The following is a 16,986-nucleotide window of genomic DNA, read 5'->3' as shown; positions in this document are numbered from 1 at the left end:
AGGCTTCCTCCTTAAAATGTTAATCTAGCAACAGAGATTGTAGCATTGCCCGATTTTTTCTTTTCTAATACAAGTGACTTCACCTGCGCATAACGCATTGCTGCAGGCTCACTCACCCCGTATGCTCCTGTATATTTAAAAACGGTTTCCGATGGTGAAGGGAAATCAATTTCATTTAATTCCGCCGGTGAATATGTTACAAATTCCCAATCGTATTTCTTTGTTATTTCTAAGAAACATTGCTCATCCTTCTTTAAATCAATCGTGCATAGCGCTTTCACACTTTTTTTCGAAAGCTTCAGCTCTGCAAGGGTTTCATCAATGATTTGCTCAATTTCTTCCACTGCTGTCCCACGATTACAGCCCATGCCAAGCACAACCGATTTTGGTCGATAAATAACGCCATTTTCTAGAAGCACTTCTTCTTTTGGGTCAATGATGCGGTCAGTAATGAGTAATGTCGCATGTGGTTTCGCTTCAATCGCATCATATGTTGACGGATAAATTTTAATTTGCTCTGGCATCGTTGTGTCACGCATCCACCAGTCACGTTCCCCCGTTTCCTGAACGATTGCAACGTGCTCCTCATTGACAACAGAGGCACTGACAGGTGTCAGTTTATCGGCACTATCCCATACCCAGCCAAAACGAGCACCAAATAAATCAACCGGAATGGTCTTTTGCACATCTGAGGCTGTTGTAATAATAGGATTTGCTCCAAGTGCTGCAGCTACTTCATGTGTCAGCTCATTGGCGCCACCTAAATGTCCCGATAACACGCTAATCACGTTTTCACCACGGTCGTCAATGACGACAACACCTGGATCAGTCTTTTTATCCTTTAAAATCGGTGCTATCATACGTACAACTGCACCGAGTGAGATGATTAAAATTAAGCCTTTATATTGCTTAAAAAGAGTTGGCAGCAGTAGACGCACAGTACCAGTAAACATCTGAATATGCTTTTCTTCTTCATCGCCCTGCTCAAATTTACTCATGTAATATAAGTCGCTCGCAGCAAAGGTTTGCTGCAAGCGACGTCCGATTTGTACACCATGCTTTGTAATGGCGACAACTGCATAAGGATTTCGTTGGTCAACTTCTGGCAATACGCCCTCTTGTAACTCAATCACTTGTTTTCACACCTTTTCTAAAGCCATGTGTAAAGGAAGCATCATATAATTTGGAGCGATATTGATCTTTATCATGAATAGTCGGATCTAATGCCCAGCCAGCTAAAATCATCGCATGTTTACGAATGCCATTGACACGCATTGCTTCATCCAGTTCAATTAATGTTGTACGGACGATTTTTTGATCTGGCCAAGAAGCTCGTTGAATAACAGCTACTGGTGTATCATCGGCCCAGCCAGCATTTTGTAATTCTTTTACTATTTTCTTTGTTAGCGTTGCGCTCAGGAATAAGGCAATTGTACAATGATGACTCGCTAAATCGCGTAGCTTCTCAAATTCTGGAACAGGTGTACGTCCTTCGGCACGTGTTAAAATAAGTGTTTGTGTTAAATCAGGAATGGTTAATTCTGCCCCGATTGCCGCTGCTGAAGCGAAGACAGAGCTAACACCAGGAATAACCTCGTAGCCAATGCCTTCTTTTTTTAATAGAGCTACTTGCTCCATGATTGCTCCATACATCGCAGGGTCTCCTGTATGCATACGAGCTACTACTTTACCTGCATTGACGCGATCTACCATGACCGCTACCATTTCCTCTAAATGCATACCTGCTGTGCGAATAACCTCTGCATCTGGTCTTGCCTTTGCAATTAGGTCCTCATTCACTAATGAATCTGTATACATGACAACGTCTGCTGTTTGTAGCATATGTAAGCCTTTTACTGTAATTAAATCTGGATCACCAGGACCAGCGCCGACAATATATATTTTTTTCATTATTTACGCACCACCATTAACGTTAAATATTCTAAATCGACACCATCTAGCTCCCGTACATCCCAAATGATTTCCTCGTCAGATGTTACCTTGGTTACGACCGATGCCTTATCAAGTAAATCTAAATCGCGAAGCACCTCAAGCATTAAATCAATAACTTTCGCTACTTTTATAAACACCACTGCATCGTGACTTTCAATCGCTTCACGCATGGCATCATAGTCATCATGGGCAGGGACAATGGCAACACGGTCATCGCCATCTGCTAATGCAATCCCAAGTCGTGATGCTGAACCATTGAACGAAGAAATTCCAGGAACTGTTCGGATTTCAACGTCAGGGTGCATGTCCTGCATAAGCTTCATCATATGGATGAACGTACTATATAATAATGGGTCACCTTCTGTTACGAATGCGACGTCCTTACCTTCTTTTAATTTCTCATAGACTAGTTCTACTGATTTCGTCCATTCGCGTTCTAATACAGCCTCATCCTTTGTCATTGGAAATACTAGGCCAAGCATATCTTTTTCTTCCGGGTTAATGTAGACATCTACGATACGATGTGCGTAGCTTTTACTGCCCTTTAGTTTTTTCGGATAGGCAATAACAGGAGATTCTTGAATAACACGGAATGCCTTAACTGTAATTAACTCTGGATCGCCAGGACCTACGCCCAAGCCATATAAAATACCAAGATTACTCATGATTTTCTTCCTTTCGATATGCAGAAATAATGTAAATAGGATTTAATGGGACAAAACGTGTCATATCTAATATTGGTTTACTGCGCGCCAGCTGTGCCTGCAATATGTCTACAGCAAAGCCACAAGACTTAAACGCTTCGACTGCTTTATATAAATTTTCAATTGTTGCAGCATTCAAGACAATACGACCATTTGGCTTTAAGCGTGTGCAGCACAATTGTAATAACTCCACCATTTCTCCTCCAGTGCCGCCGATAAAAATCGCATCCGGATCAGGGAAATTTTCAAGTCCTGCTGGCGCTTTACTATGAATAGCTGTCATATCTACACGGAACTTTTGCTGATTTTGCAGACAATTTTCTAAATCGGGAGCATTTTTCTCCACGGCAAATATTTGACCTTCTGGCGCAAGCTTGCCGGCCTCAATGGCCATCGAACCCGTACATGTGCCAACATCCCAAACGATGCTATCCTTTTGTAGCTGCATCGCTTGTAAACTTAAGACACGAATTTCTTTTTTCGTAATCAGCCCTTTGTCTGGCTTACGCTGTGAGAATTCTTCATCATCAATACCAAGTGCATAGTGTTTCGGTACTGAAGTTTGCTGTAAAATGACAACATTTAACGGAGAAAAATCAGTCACTTCTAATTCATCAAGCGAATACCAGCCGAATTTTTCGTTTGTGCCCTGTAAATTTTCTGCCACAAATGCACGATATTCTGTCATGTCAAAATGCTTTAAATAACGTGCCAACTCATTCGGATTATTCTCTGCATCTGTTAGCAACGCCACTTTCTTTTTACCATCAATGCGTTGTGCTAAGCCTTTCATGGAACGCCCATGAATACTTGTAACATAAGCATCTTGCCAGCTTTCCCCCATCTTTGAAAAAGCAAGCTGCATAGAGCTCATATATGGATACACGTCAATGTCTAGCTTTTTCGCTAAATAACCACCGATTCCGTAAAATAATGGATCACCTGACGCTAAAATAACTGTAGTTCTTGTTTCTGCAGATAATCTTTCGACAAGCGCTGAAAGACCACCTTTAATTAACATTTTTTCACCCGTGAAATTCGGGAAAAATTCTAGGACACGCTCCCCACCAACAAGTACCTCACAGTCTTCAATCCATTGTACATATTGCGGTAGTAAGCTTTCTTGCCCGTTATCCCCGATCCCAATCAATTTCATCGATCGATGCAATGTCATCAGCCCTTCCTAATAATTGTCCCTGCATCGAATAAATCGATGTGGATAGCGTTAATCCGCCTTTAATATGATGTAATGAAGAATAACAGCAAGCTTCACATAAGTGGTGGAAGAATGCATCATAGCCCTTTTCTGCCATAATTTCTCCAACCTGGGAAGCAGTGTTTGCTTCTCGTACGTTCGTAATAGTTTCTTCATCTGCACCTATATCCACTGCTAATTGTGCTAAAAAGTTAAAATCAATAGGAGCACTTTTCGAGTGCACCATCATGACACCTTGTGCCACCTTTGAAAATTTCCCCATCATCCCAACAAGCGATACTTGCTCCATACCAAGTCGTTTACAATGCTTTAATGTAAAGCCTACAAAATCGCCCATTTCTATAAACGCTTCCTCTGGTAAATGCGGGTACTGTGCCATCGCATACTTTTCACTACGTCCACCAGTCGTGACGACTAAATGCTTACAACCAGCCTCTTTTGCAACACTAATTGCTTGGACGATGCTGGCCATATAGGCAGAACTCGAAAAAGGCACGACGGTTCCCCTTGTGCCTAAAATAGAGATGCCTCCAATAATACCAAGTCGCCCATTTAACGTTTTTTTTGCAATTTCCTCACCCTTAGGGACGGAAATAACTACGTTAACGCCTCGTTTAATTTGAAATTCATCAAGTACACCTTGTACAGTACTATGAATCATCTTCCGTGGTACAGGATTGATAGCTGCTTCTCCAACAGGTACTGGTAAGCCGGGCTTTGTTACACGCCCGACCCCAATTCCACCGTCCAGATGAATGCCTGGTATATCTGACCAGCTAACTGTGCCAACAATGAGTGCTTTATGTGTTGCATCCGGGTCATCACCAGCATCTTTAATCGTTTCACAGCTAACAGCGTCATGCTGAAATGTACATTTTTCTATCGTAAAGGTTGCATCTCGTCCAATTGGCAAATGAATCGTACTCGTTTCTTGCTCTTCATTTGTAATTAAGGCGAGTAATGCGGCCTTCGTTACTGCAGTCGCACAGGACCCCGTTGTATAACCGTGACGCATGTCTTTAGGATCCTTTTTAGGCTTCCGCTCCATTATTTTTTCGCCTGTTCATCCGCTAAAAGTGAGACAGCATTCAATGCGGCAACCGTCACTGTACTACCGCCTTTACGACCAACATTTGTAATATACGGAATACCTTCTAGTTTTAATAACTCTTCCTTCGATTCAGCAGCTGATACGAAGCCAACTGGCATACCGATAATTAAATCTGGTTTCGCTAAGCCTTCTTTAATTAAACGAATTAATTCTAGCAATGCTGTTGGGGCATTCCCAATTGCATAAATACCACCTTCGTGTAATTTAGCTGCCTTTTGCATAGAAATAATTGCACGTGTTGTGTTTTGTTTTTTCGCCTCAATCGATACGTCTTCATCAGCGATATAACAGTGTAAATCGCCCCCATGCTTTTGGAAGCGTTTTTTCCCTGAACCACTTTCAATCATTTGCACATCTGCAATAACATGGCGACCAGCAAGGATTGATTGAATACCGGCCTCAAGTGCTCCCGGTGTAATAATTACGCTACGCCCTAATTCAAAGTCTGCAGAAGCATGAATGATGCGACGTACAACTTTCCACTCATCCTCTGAGAAATTATGCTCGCCCATTTCCTCTGCAATAATAGAGAAACTGTAATCGTAAATTTTATCTGGGTCTACTGTTAATGGTTTGAAATCTGTTTTAAAGTCCATTTGGATTGCCTCCTAAAGTGTGTTTTGTACAGCTTGAAGTACGTCTTCAAATGTAGAATATTGCTGTCCGTATTTTATATTTGGTCTTGCAATTAAAATCGTTTCAATGCCACATGCAAGGGCTGCCTCTAGCTTTTCATCCACCGAGCCAACCTTGCCGCTTTCTTTCGTAATCATCAACGTCACATCATATTGACGAAAAAGTGCTTCATTTAATTCCTTTGAAAAAGGGCCCTGTATGGCAACAATATCTCTTTGTGCCACACCAAGTGCTTCGCATTTTTCCATATTATCGAGTCGAGGAAGCATACGCGCGATTACTCGTGTATTTTCTAAACCATGTAATACCTTTGTAAAGGTTGCTAGTGTTTTACTGCCCGTCGTTAGCATAATGACACCACGTTTTTCTGCTGCTAACCGGGCTGCCTCGTCGTAATCTTTCACAATCGTAATTAATGGATGTGTATAATGCTCATGAGCACGCTCATAGCGAATGTACGGAACATTTGCTTGCTCAGCTGCCACCATAGCATTTTTTGAAGCTTCTTCAGCAAATGGATGAGAGGCATCTACCACTAAACGGTATCCTCGCTCTGTAATAATCGTCGCCATTTCATCCGCCGTTAAACGACCGACTAAATAAGGAAGGCCTACTTCAGCAAGGCTAGAAGCAGCTGATTCAGTAACGACCGTTGCTGTCACAGCATAACCCGCTGACTGGATTTCAAGTGCTAGATTTCTAGCATCGCTCGTCCCTGCTAACATGAAAATCATTTCGCTGGCTCCTCTTCATGGTGGTGATGATCATGGTCGTGATGGTCGTGATGGTCGTGATGATCATGGTCGTGGTCATGATGGTGATGATGATGCGCATGTCCATGTACTGCTGCATAAGCACGATAATTTTCTAAATCTTGCATACCTGTTGACGTGCCATTTACAGCTTGCTCAATACGCTCTAATAGTACATTTTGTAAACGCTCATGATAGCCAAAATAGTTAGCAATTTGAATAGCACAGTCCGGATATTTTTCATTAAATTGCTTACACATACCGTTCATACGTTCCATTAGGATACCTGTGAATAAAAAATACGGTAGCATAATAATTTTTTGAGCACCGAGCTTCACACAACGCTCAATTCCTTCTTCAACACGCGGATCAGTGACACCCATAAAGGCACTTTCCACATACTTAACCGGTAGTTTTTCCCATAACAAGCGTGTAATTTTATAAAAATCACCATTTGCAGCAGGATCACTGCCACCACGTGCAATTAATAAAATAGCAGTATCTTCATGTTGTTCTTCAGCATTAAAGCCGATTTCAGCTAAACGGTCTTCTAAAATAGCAAATATCTCTTCATGGATACCGATTGTTTGACCATATGTGAACGTTATATTTGGATAATGCTCGCGTGCATGTTCGATTTCTGCTGGAATATGTAGTTTTGAATGTCCAGCATGAAGAAGAATAATCGGAATAACATGTACCTCTGTTGCACCCTTCTTCACACAGTTCGTAATACCTTCCTCAATATTCGGCGAAGCGAACTCTAAAAAACATGTTTCAACTAAAAAACGTTCATCAATCCGAGGTGTCATTTGCTCGATAAACGCGCGTACCTCTTCATTTCCTGCTTCTAAACGGCTCCCGTGGCCGACAAATAAAATTGCTTTCATTTCATTACTCCTCACTAGTCGCCGCATGGAGCTGGCTCTACTTTTATTTTTGAAGACATATCCTGATACGTAAAATGTAGGATCTTTTTCACACGCTTGAAGTATTTAAACAGACGTTCATTTGGATGCGCATTTGCTTTATATTCATCGATAATGTCTGTGATAAGTGGTATGAGCTGTTCAGGCTCTAACCCTTCAACAACAGGCTGGGCCGCATGTGCTGTACGACCAACCGGCTTGGCACCAATGAAAACATCAAATTTACTTTTACGATACACAATGCCAATATCATCAAATACTGCTCGATAACACGCCATACCGCAGCCATTAAAGCCAATATTTAATGTTTTCGGTAACGCCATACCCCCAAGCTTTTCTTGAATCTCTTCCGCATATGGAATCGAATCGAACTTTTCTCCATAACAGAAGTCACAAGCTTTTAACGAAAGTACGTCACCAAGTGGTGCAAGTAAAAAGCCAACTTCACGGAGCTTTGTTGTAATTTCTTCAGGCTCAGACGTTGGAATTTTCAAATGAATTTGATGGTCTGGTGTATACTCCATCGTCCCTTCCTCACCAACTACTTCAGCTAATGTCATCATTTGTTGCGGCGTAAAGAACTTATTGGCTACCCCAGGACTAACCGCTAATTCAAAAACAGATTCGATTTTTTGTTGAACGAGCTTGGGTGTTACTTTCATAGCGCTTGTACCCTTCACCAAAGCAAGAGCTGCTGTTGCCATTTCAAGTGACGATTTTTTAGGCTTTAGTTGTGGTCTAATGGCTAAACTGGGCTTAATACGATTGGCATTAGGATCTGTCGCAAAATCATTACGAGCTGCTCCTGTTTCTTGATTCATCGCCCATGGTTCATTTTCTTCCTTGAGTCGTTGATGTGGTCGTAACGGTTGTTTTTCATCACCAAGTGTATATTTCCGCTGATAACCACGTGGCGTAATCATCTTATTGTCGTAGAAAAATGTTGTTGAATTCCCAATAATAACTGTCGTTAACATGCCGATATCATGTTCAAGCATTTCAGCTAAAGTAGTCATCGTAATTTCTTGACGGTCGCGATATGCGCTTTTTACAAGTCCAACCGGTGTATCTGGCGAACGATATTCTAATAAAATTCGTTGCGCCTCTACGATTTGTCTCGTACGACGTCCACTTTTTGGGTTATAAAGAGCAATAACAAAATCCGCCATCGCTGCTGCTTCTACTCTTTTTGCAATTAAATTCCAAGGTGTTAAATGGTCACTTAAACTAATGGTACAGGCGTCATGCATAATTGGAGCACCTAGTAAACTCGCACACGAATTAATAGCTGAAATACCTGGAACAATTTCTACCTCGATACCAGTGGCTTCTGTCCAGCCTAGCTCGATTAATACCTCATACACTAATCCTGCCATTCCATAAACGCCGGCATCTCCACTGGAAATGACCGATACGATACTTCCAGCCTCTGCTTGACGTACCGCTTCCTGTGCACGTGAAACTTCCTCCGTCATACCAGTACTAATAATCGACTTTGCACTAACTAAATCCTGAATAAGTTCAACATACGTTTTATAACCAATGATCATATGACTTTGTTGCAGTGCCTCTACAGCACGAGTCGTAATATGTTTAAAGTCTCCAGGGCCAAAGCCAACTACGAAAATCTTACCTTTTTGCGCCATGTTGTTACCCCTCTTTCACCTTTTCAATACCTTTAATGGCTGTTGTTTGTGCTGTACGGTGTAGCGAGCCTTCACGCAATGTAAAGACATGCTCATTATGTAACGATTCATGATTTAAATCTTGTACGAGTGCCTTCGCATGCTCTGTTGTCGGGATACGGTACCAATTCCCTTGAGGATATGCAATGACAACACAAGCATCCTTACATCTGCCATTACAGCGAGTTCTCGTCGTATGTATTTCCTGATCAAGTGCCAGCACCTGTATTTCGTCACGGATCGCCTGTGTAATGTCCTCAGCATCTTTTTTCATACAGCTACTGCCATTACAAATAAACAGATGTGTTTTCATACCCTCTAAATTCCAAGTTGTCATAATCGTTCGTTCTCCCCTCATTTGCTTTTAGGAAAAAGAAAAACCTTTACTCTAGACGAAGAGTAAAGGTTTAGTAGAAGCCAAATAAAAACGAATATATACAGGTACTCGCTTTCGCTTCAACTTCTCCCTCCGAAAAGTTTGCATGCATCATCACATAAGCAGGTTTCCTGACTTAAGCTTCCTTTTACTTTCGCGCCTTCCTAGTTTCACTAGTGGCAATCACGATTTCATCAGCTATTACAGTAGCGGGGGCTGTATCGGACTTTCACCGATTTCCCTATTATCTTGAAAATATTCAAGCACTTATGGACGTTTTATATGAATTTTTTAATATATCAAGTATGCCTCGGCATACTTGTCCGAGGGCTTTACCTTCTTTCAGCAGGTACAGGTGTTTTGACACCCGCTGAAAAGAACTTAAATCAGCATTCATCTCACCATCTATACAGGTAGGAGGCTTCTATAGCGAACGCTTCACTTTCACTACAAAAGACATTTGCTGAAAGCAATTTTCATGTAATTGAAAACTGTTTCTATCATAGCTTATTTTTTAAAAATTTCAATATTACTTTCTTAATTTGTGACAATTTTTTTAAAATTCAATAGAAAAACGCGACATTTCTTTTTGATTTATCTAAATTTTCGACATAGACTATCAATTTTAAATTTTTTCATAAAAATCATAGCATAAATATGGAAATTCATGTTACACTTTGTCGTGAAATCTCACAACTTCATCTTTTTTCGGTGCGAATTGTTCAGCTTTTCGCTTAAAAGGGAAGCCGGTTCAAGTCCGGCGCGGTCCCGCCACTGTACTAGGGAGTTTTATAGAAAAAGTCACTGTCCAAAGGATGGGAAGACCTATAAAACGTTGAACTAAAGCCAGGAGACCTGCCGAAAAATACGTGATCGTTTCAACCTACGAGGATGGGTGTGCGGCTTAGCAGATTAGAATTTTATTTGCTTTTTTAGCTATGCACTTTTCCACTATCGGAGAAGTGCTTTTTTTCATTCAGCAGAGACTCCATCTCAAGGTGGTAGATGCGTACAGATATGGTTCCAACGGGCCAAAACACCTACTGAATGAAAAAAAAGCCTCTGGCGGATGTCACGGACTTTGAAAGGAATGCACAATTCAAAATCCAGACAAATTGTTTATCTGTGCGAAAGCGAAGCGGCAGCTACAAATGTTTTCTGTAGCGAAAGCGAAGCGGTAGCTACAATTACGCCAAGGCACATTGGATCGATCGCATACTAATACTAATTCGTAAAATTTTAAAGCTAGGAGGAGAGATTCTTGAAATTTTCAGGTTGGAAGCTTAGTTATTTCTTATTGGCATTTTTATTCGTGCCAAATCGTGCATTTGCGATGCATATTATGGAGGGCTTTTTGCCAATTGAATGGGCGATTTTTTGGTGGGTCGTATCGATTCCATTTATTATTTTAGGATTACGTTCTATTCGAAAAACCATTGAAGAAAATCCTGAAACAAAAATGATATTAGGGCTATCGGGTGCCTTTGCCTTTGTACTATCTGCCTTAAAAATCCCTTCTGTAACAGGGAGTTGCTCGCATCCAACAGGAGTTGGACTTGGAACAGTTCTTTTTGGACCATTAGCGATGAGTGTTATCGGGACAATCGTATTATTATTCCAATCTTTACTGCTAGCACACGGTGGACTTACAACATTAGGGGCAAATACCTTTTCGATGGCCATTATGGGCCCTATTATCGCTTACTATGTATTTAAGGGCTCACAAAAAATGGGATTATCATTTTCAGTAGCCGTCTTTTTAGCAGCAATGCTTGGTGATTTAGGTACATATGTTGTCACTTCAGTGCAACTAGCTCTTGCCTTCCCTTCTGAGGTCGGAGGCTTTATGGCTTCATTCACAAAATTTGCTGGTATTTTTGCCTTAACTCAAATTCCTCTTGCTGTTAGTGAAGGAATTTTAACAGTGATCGTCATGAACTTCCTAAAAAAATACAATGTGAGTGAATTAAAGGCTCTACGTGTTTTCTCAACAAAGGAGGCACACTAACATGAAAAAAAACCTACTACTCTTAGCCATTGTTGTGTTCCTAGCGATTATCCCCCTATTTATTCAAAAAGGGGCAGAATTCGGAGGGGCTGATGGTGAAGCGGAGGCAGCAATTAGTGAAATTGATGCTAACTACGAGCCATGGTTTGAAAGCTTATGGGAGCCACCAAGTGGTGAAATTGAAAGCTTATTATTCGCACTACAAGCTGCTATTGGCGCTGGATTTATCGGCTATTTCATTGGCTTAATGCGCGGCAAACATAAAGAGAGTTAAGCGATGTTACTCATTGATAAGTATGCTTATTTAAATAAATTAGCGACTGTTCATCCGCTAGAAAAAATGACGTTATCCCTTGGACTACTTATATTGTCGCTTATCATGAGAGATGAACGAATTTCACTCATTACATTTTTTGTGATGAGTGCTTTTATCATTTTAGGTGCAAAAATCCCTGCTAAATATTATGCTAAATTGCTATTGCTACCCGGATTTTTTTTACTATCAAGTTTAGTGTCAATGTTAATTTCTATAGCGCCAACAACTAGCACGTTACCAGCGTATATTTGGTCATTTTCACTTAATAGTTGGACAATTTTTATCGGCAGAGCGAGCCTCGTGACAGCACAACAGCTTTTTTTCATCGTCCTTGGCAGCATTAGCTGTTTGTATTTTTTAATTCTCACAACATCAGTCCACTCTATTTGTTACGTGCTACGACAATGGCGAATTCCAACTCTATTTGTAGAGCTAGTAGAGCTGACGTATCGTTTTATTTTTATCTTTTTAGATAGTATGCAAAAAATTCATCTTGCCCAGCAGGCTCGTCTAGGATACAGCTCCCCTATACAGTGGCTTCGTTCGGTATCAATGTTAATTACAGCTTTATTTGTCGAGATGTTCCAACGCAGTCGTGAACTAAACAATGCGATGGAAGCCCGTGGAGGCGAAACTGTTTATTGGCAAAACGATGTTATCTATAACACAAAAAATTGGATAGGTATTGCTACTATTTTTATACTGCTCATCATTTATGGAGGTTTTTTCTGATGACAGATTTATACTTTGATTTAACACATTTATCCTACGCTTATGCAGATGGAACTTATGCACTAACAGATATTACACTTCAAATTCCAAAGGGGAAAAAAATCGCTTTACTTGGTCATAATGGAGCTGGAAAATCAACGTTATTTCAGCATTTAAATGGTATTTTGAAGCCTACCGCTGGAAGTATATCCTTTTGTGGCAATGACCTGAACTATAGTAGAAAAGCATTAAAACAATTACGCCAACAGGTTGGTATTGTTTTTCAGGATGCCGACAATCAGCTTTTTTCTGGCACAGTTAAGCAAGATATTGCATTTGGTCCTTTGAATCTTGGCTGGACAACTGAAAAAATTGAAAAGAAAATTGCGTGGGCCGTCGCTCAAACCGAAGTCGAAGCATTGCTAGATAAACCGATCCATTTTTTAAGTGTTGGACAGAAAAAACGTGTCGCAATGGCAGGAGTACTTGCAATGGAACCTTCCGTTTTATTATTAGATGAACCGACAGCTGGACTAGATAATTATTATAGTGCACAAGTTTTACAGTATTTAGAAACACTAGAGAACGGTGAACGAACCATTTTACTGGCAACACATGATATTTCATTAGCTTATGAATGGGCAGATCAAATAATCGTGATGGAAGCTGGGAGAATTATTTATAATGGAGATCCAGTTGCAATGTTCTTCCAAGAGGATTTGCTTGAAAGAGCCCATCTTGAACGCCCATGGGTCTTTGAAATGGCCATTGCCTTGCAAAAGAAAAAGTTATTTAAAAAAAACATTAAAATTCCTCGTTCGAAGGAAGATTTGCACAGACTTCTTGAGCAGCTTTAAGATAATTTGTTCATAGTTAATTGAATCTGTGCTCCTACTCCCATCTCACAAATCGAGTAGAATGTTTCGACCACTCTTCTCATATTTTTATAATGGGATAAATATGGTAAAATATAGAATGGTGCTTTTGGAAAAATATATACTTATTATGAAACTTTTCTATCAGTCATCCGTATTAGTATAGATGTCACAAATATTTGGCACACTCAAGGAGGGAAAACAGTTGAAAAACTGGAAGAAAAAATCAGTTGCTTTAGTAGCATCAGCAGCACTAATGGTTCCTGCTACTTCTGCCTTTGCTGAAGCGCCACAAAAAACAGCGAAGAACCAAGAGTTAGTGAAAGTAGCTAGCAATAAGGATCAAACATCTAAGAATCAAAAAGAATGGATTAGTCAGGATACGATTATCGTCAAACATTCCGGTCTTGATAAGAATGTGCACAAAAAAATTGGCGCAAAAGTGATCCGCTCTATTCCTTCATTAGGATACGATGTTATCCAACTGAACAAAGGAACAGATTTAGAAAAAGCAGTTTCATACTATGTGAAACAAAAAGGGGTTAAAAAAGTATCTCCAAGCTACGTGTATCATTCCTTTGGCACAGAAGTAGATCCAAAGAAACAGGATATGTACCATTTGAGTCTACTTCAAATTGATAAAGCACTAGAATTAGCAGGTAACAATGATGTAAAAGTAGCTGTTATCGATGGTGGTGTGGATTTTAAACATCCAGATTTAAAATCTCAAGTACTACCACCATATAATGCAGCAGCACCTGCCAATACATCTTATCCTAATGAGCATGGAACACATGTAGCAGGAATTGTTGGCGCGGCAAAAGATAATGGTATTGGAGGACATGGGATTAATCCAAATGCCAAGCTTCTTCCAATTGATGTATTCAACGGAAAAGATGGCGCTAGTGATTTCGTTATTGCACAAGGAATCCTTTACGCCATTGAGCAAGGCGCAGATGTTATCAATATGAGCCTTGGCGGTTATGGTGATTCTCCATTAGTGGAGGAAGCCGTTCAGAAAGCCATTGATAAAGGAGTTACCATTGTAGCAGCTGCTGGAAATGAATCGACAGACAATTACTCCTTCCCTGCTTCTTACGAAGGCGTTATTAGTGTAGGCTCTACAAATGATCGAAACAAGCTATCAGGCTATTCAAACTATGGCCCATCGGTTGATCTTGTAGCTCCAGGTGAAGACATTTACAGTACAGTTCATGATGAGAAAAAAGGATCATCCTTTGTAAAATTTAGTGGAACATCGATGGCATCTCCTGTTGTTGCAGGTGTGGCATCCCTACTAAAATCAAAATATCCAGATTTAAAGCCTTATGAAATAGAAGCTATTCTCGAAATGACCGCAAAGGATTTAGGTGAAAAGGGCTATGATCTGACATATGGACATGGCCTTGTAGATCCTGTGAAAGCATTACAGTTTAATATTAATAATCTACCAAAACAGTATTCTGAAACAAAAGAAGAGCGCTTGAAAAACGCAAAAGCCCTTAAAAAAGATATAGTAAATACTGAAAAAGGTGAATTCAAGTTACCAGACGAAAAGAAATGGTACAAGGTGGAGCTAGATGCAAATGAGTATGCTCAACTGACATTAAAAGGTGCAGACAAATATGATTATGCATTTGATTTATACTTCTACCCTGAAGGTAATAAAAAAGAAGTAGAACCAATTAAAGTCAATGATGTACGTGTAGGCAAGCAAGAAGGATACCTATATAAAGCAGATCAAAAAGGAACCCTTCTTATTGGCGTAAAAGATCATAATGGCAGCTATAGCTCGAAAGGTGATTCAAACTACGTATTCACGGCCCAAACAACTAAAAAATTACCAATTGATGCATTAGATATGGAACATATGGCGAAGATTGAAAAATTCCCATTCAGTACAGCCGGGAAAAACTATACCCTACTTTCTGAAGATCATCTAGGTGATAAAGATTATTTTACATTTTCAGTGAATGAACCAACGACACTGAAATTTGATTTAGCTGGGATTCCAGGTGTTTCTGCTTCTATGGAGCTTTATCTAAAAGAAGATTTAGTTAATGTTCCATCAGAGGAGGAAGATGCTGAAGGATTAAATGAGGCCTACCCAATCCGAGCATCTTACGGCACGGATAAAGGCGATGGCGTCAACTTAGTTGTCGATGCTGTACCGGAGGAAGAGTATGTAATAAGCGTATCTAATGAAAACGGTATGAATTTTTCACTTGATATGTTCTTTGGCGGCGGTATTGAAACTGAGCAAACTGTTAGTGAATCCATCATTCCTTACACATTAAAAGGTGAAGTCGTTACCCTTCCTAAGGATGAAGATGGACTTTCATCAAATGGCGGAATGCAAGAAGACAACGTACAAAAGGAAATTTTACCTTTAACGGAGTATAAAGCAAAGAAACGTAATCAACTAAATGATTTTATGAATATATTCATGAATCCAGATGCTATGGGACAACCGGAAAATGTTGACCAAATCATGAGCCAAGCAATTCGTTTTGATATTGGTAAAGATCAAAAAGCATACTTCCAAACAGAAGATGATCAAGATTACTTCGCATTTACAGCTAAAGAAGATGCTGTATATGGTTTCCGAATTCAAAAAGGTTTAAACCAATCTCCAGCCGGTACTGTATTCGAATATGATGAGGAAACAAATGAATTAATCCCAGTTTCTTCATTAACGAATGATATGGGGTTACTCAGTCTACTTTTTGGATCAGCAAGTGATCCAAACGATGCAAAGGCAATTGCATTGAAAAAGGACAAAACATATGTAGTACAAGTGATGAATTTTGGTGATCGTTCTGCTGAACCATATACACTTAAAACTAGTAAAATGGCAGCAATTCCAGAAGACGATAATAGAAGTAATAACACACCAACCACTGCAACAACGATAAAACCTGGTATTACTTATAAAGATCATCTCATTTATCAAGATGATACTGATTTCTACTACTATAAACAACAGGGGAAAGATGAAGTCATGAGTCTTCTTATTTCTTCTGTACCATATACTAAAGAACAGCTAGCTCAATTACCTAATGAACTTCAAAATGACTTGAAATTTTCAGGCTCTATTATAGAAGATACAAATGGTAATATGGAAATCGATCCACATGAAATGGCTACTGAAATACCATTTGGACAAGGTGAAGACCTACTTCAAATGCTACTTGGTCTTGGAGGAACAACAGATGTAAATACTTCTTTTAAAGCCAAAAAAGATCACGGTTATTTTATTGTTCTTAACGGAAGCAATGTAGGACAAGTATCAATCCAGCCATATACACTAACTTTGTTTGATCATAAAAAACAAGATGAGGATGCAGATTCTAAGTTAGTTAATGGTATACCGACAAAACCAACTGTACTTACGAAAAAAGATGATAAATGGGTAGCTACTCAATATTTAAATGCTGGTGTTCCATTTGGTGATAAGGACTATTTTGAATTTAATAACGACAGCAAACGCAATGTGTCCTTCTCTCTTCAAACAGAAAAAGCACTAGATGGTGTCATCCGTATTATTGATGCAAAAGGAAAAACAGTTGAAACTTTAGATCTTTACGGAGCTGGAGATGCTGAAGTAGGTACAGTCGAACTGGATAAAGGCACTTACTATATTGAAGTAAGTGAATATTACGGCAAAGCTAGTACTCAACCATATACACTTGAAATAAAATAAGATATACCCTT

The 16,986-nt window shown here is 39.7% G+C and carries 15 protein-coding genes and 2 riboswitches; of the genes, 5 read left to right on the top strand and 10 right to left on the bottom strand.

Annotation, left to right across the window (positions count from 1 at the left end; all coding sequences use genetic code 11):
- Positions 1-11: 11 nt before the first annotated feature.
- From PVA17_RS10040 to PVA17_RS09995, 10 genes are read right to left on the bottom strand one after another with little or no spacing between them, the layout of a single operon-like run.
- The gene (locus PVA17_RS10040) at positions 12-1,133 is read right to left on the bottom strand and encodes a cobalt-precorrin 5A hydrolase (RefSeq protein ID WP_132359970.1); all 1,122 of its coding nucleotides are present in this window, start codon (positions 1,131-1,133) and stop codon (positions 12-14) included.
- Complete coding sequence (cobM, locus tag PVA17_RS10035; RefSeq protein WP_132359972.1) at positions 1,126-1,911, bottom strand: precorrin-4 C(11)-methyltransferase; 786 nt, start codon at positions 1,909-1,911, stop codon at positions 1,126-1,128. The genes PVA17_RS10040 and cobM overlap by 8 nt, the downstream gene beginning before the upstream one ends.
- Positions 1,911-2,618 carry a precorrin-2 C(20)-methyltransferase gene (cobI, locus tag PVA17_RS10030; protein ID WP_132359974.1) on the bottom strand — a complete coding sequence of 236 codons (708 nt, stop codon included), beginning with the start codon at positions 2,616-2,618 and terminating at the stop codon, positions 1,911-1,913. The genes cobM and cobI overlap by 1 nt, the downstream gene beginning before the upstream one ends.
- Positions 2,611-3,831: a precorrin-6y C5,15-methyltransferase (decarboxylating) subunit CbiE gene (gene cbiE, locus PVA17_RS10025; protein ID WP_132359976.1), complete on the bottom strand. Its 1,221-nt coding sequence runs from the start codon at positions 3,829-3,831 to the stop codon at positions 2,611-2,613. Before cbiE ends, cobI begins: the two co-directional genes overlap by 8 nt.
- Positions 3,788-4,921, bottom strand: a complete 1,134-nt coding sequence (locus PVA17_RS10020) for a cobalt-precorrin-5B (C(1))-methyltransferase (RefSeq protein ID WP_132359978.1) — start codon at positions 4,919-4,921, stop codon at positions 3,788-3,790. Before PVA17_RS10020 ends, cbiE begins: the two co-directional genes overlap by 44 nt.
- Positions 4,921-5,580: a precorrin-8X methylmutase gene (locus PVA17_RS10015; RefSeq protein ID WP_132359980.1), complete on the bottom strand. Its 660-nt coding sequence runs from the start codon at positions 5,578-5,580 to the stop codon at positions 4,921-4,923. Before PVA17_RS10015 ends, PVA17_RS10020 begins: the two co-directional genes overlap by 1 nt.
- Positions 5,581-5,592: 12 nt before the next feature.
- Positions 5,593-6,354, bottom strand: coding sequence for a precorrin-6A reductase (cobK, locus tag PVA17_RS10010; RefSeq protein ID WP_274067605.1), 762 nt, complete (start codon positions 6,352-6,354; stop codon positions 5,593-5,595).
- Positions 6,351-7,262 (bottom strand): sirohydrochlorin chelatase, encoded by a 912-nt coding sequence (locus PVA17_RS10005; RefSeq protein ID WP_274067604.1) that lies wholly within the window; start codon positions 7,260-7,262, stop codon positions 6,351-6,353. Before PVA17_RS10005 ends, cobK begins: the two co-directional genes overlap by 4 nt.
- A 14-nt stretch (positions 7,263-7,276) precedes the next feature.
- Positions 7,277-8,947 (bottom strand): precorrin-3B C(17)-methyltransferase, encoded by a 1,671-nt coding sequence (gene cobJ / locus PVA17_RS10000; RefSeq protein WP_274067603.1) that lies wholly within the window; start codon positions 8,945-8,947, stop codon positions 7,277-7,279.
- 4 nt (positions 8,948-8,951) lie between these two features.
- Complete coding sequence (locus PVA17_RS09995; RefSeq protein ID WP_132359988.1) at positions 8,952-9,323, bottom strand: (2Fe-2S) ferredoxin domain-containing protein; 372 nt, start codon at positions 9,321-9,323, stop codon at positions 8,952-8,954.
- Between the two features lie 142 nt (positions 9,324-9,465).
- Positions 9,466-9,648: riboswitch (cobalamin riboswitch) on the bottom strand.
- Positions 9,649-10,054: 406 nt separating this feature from the next.
- Positions 10,055-10,239: riboswitch (cobalamin riboswitch) on the top strand.
- Positions 10,240-10,623: 384 nt separating this feature from the next.
- Here PVA17_RS09995 and PVA17_RS09990 point away from each other — a divergent pair.
- The 5 genes from PVA17_RS09990 to PVA17_RS09970 all read left to right on the top strand — a co-directional run bounded on the left by PVA17_RS09990 (position 10,624) and on the right by PVA17_RS09970 (position 16,975).
- Positions 10,624-11,370 carry an energy-coupling factor ABC transporter permease gene (locus tag PVA17_RS09990; RefSeq protein ID WP_132359990.1) on the top strand — a complete coding sequence of 249 codons (747 nt, stop codon included), beginning with the start codon at positions 10,624-10,626 and terminating at the stop codon, positions 11,368-11,370.
- A 1-nt stretch (position 11,371) separates the two neighbouring features.
- Positions 11,372-11,644: an energy-coupling factor ABC transporter substrate-binding protein gene (locus PVA17_RS09985; RefSeq protein WP_274067602.1), complete on the top strand. Its 273-nt coding sequence runs from the start codon at positions 11,372-11,374 to the stop codon at positions 11,642-11,644.
- A 3-nt stretch (positions 11,645-11,647) separates the two neighbouring features.
- Entirely contained in the window at positions 11,648-12,418 is a 771-nt protein-coding gene (gene cbiQ / locus PVA17_RS09980; RefSeq protein WP_274067601.1) for a cobalt ECF transporter T component CbiQ, read from the top strand.
- A complete protein-coding gene (locus PVA17_RS09975) occupies positions 12,418-13,254 on the top strand; it encodes an energy-coupling factor ABC transporter ATP-binding protein (RefSeq protein ID WP_274067600.1) in 837 nt (278 codons plus the stop codon). Before cbiQ ends, PVA17_RS09975 begins: the two co-directional genes overlap by 1 nt.
- A gap of 223 nt (positions 13,255-13,477) precedes the next feature.
- A complete protein-coding gene (locus PVA17_RS09970; protein WP_274067599.1) occupies positions 13,478-16,975 on the top strand; it encodes a S8 family peptidase in 3,498 nt (1,165 codons plus the stop codon).
- Positions 16,976-16,986: the final 11 nt, after the last annotated feature.

This window comes from Lysinibacillus sp. CNPSo 3705, assembly GCF_028674935.1.
Lineage (GTDB): Bacteria > Bacillota > Bacilli > Bacillales_A > Planococcaceae > Lysinibacillus.
The sequence above is the reverse complement of the archived record's forward strand: the minus strand, read 5'-3'. Positions and strand labels throughout refer to the sequence as shown.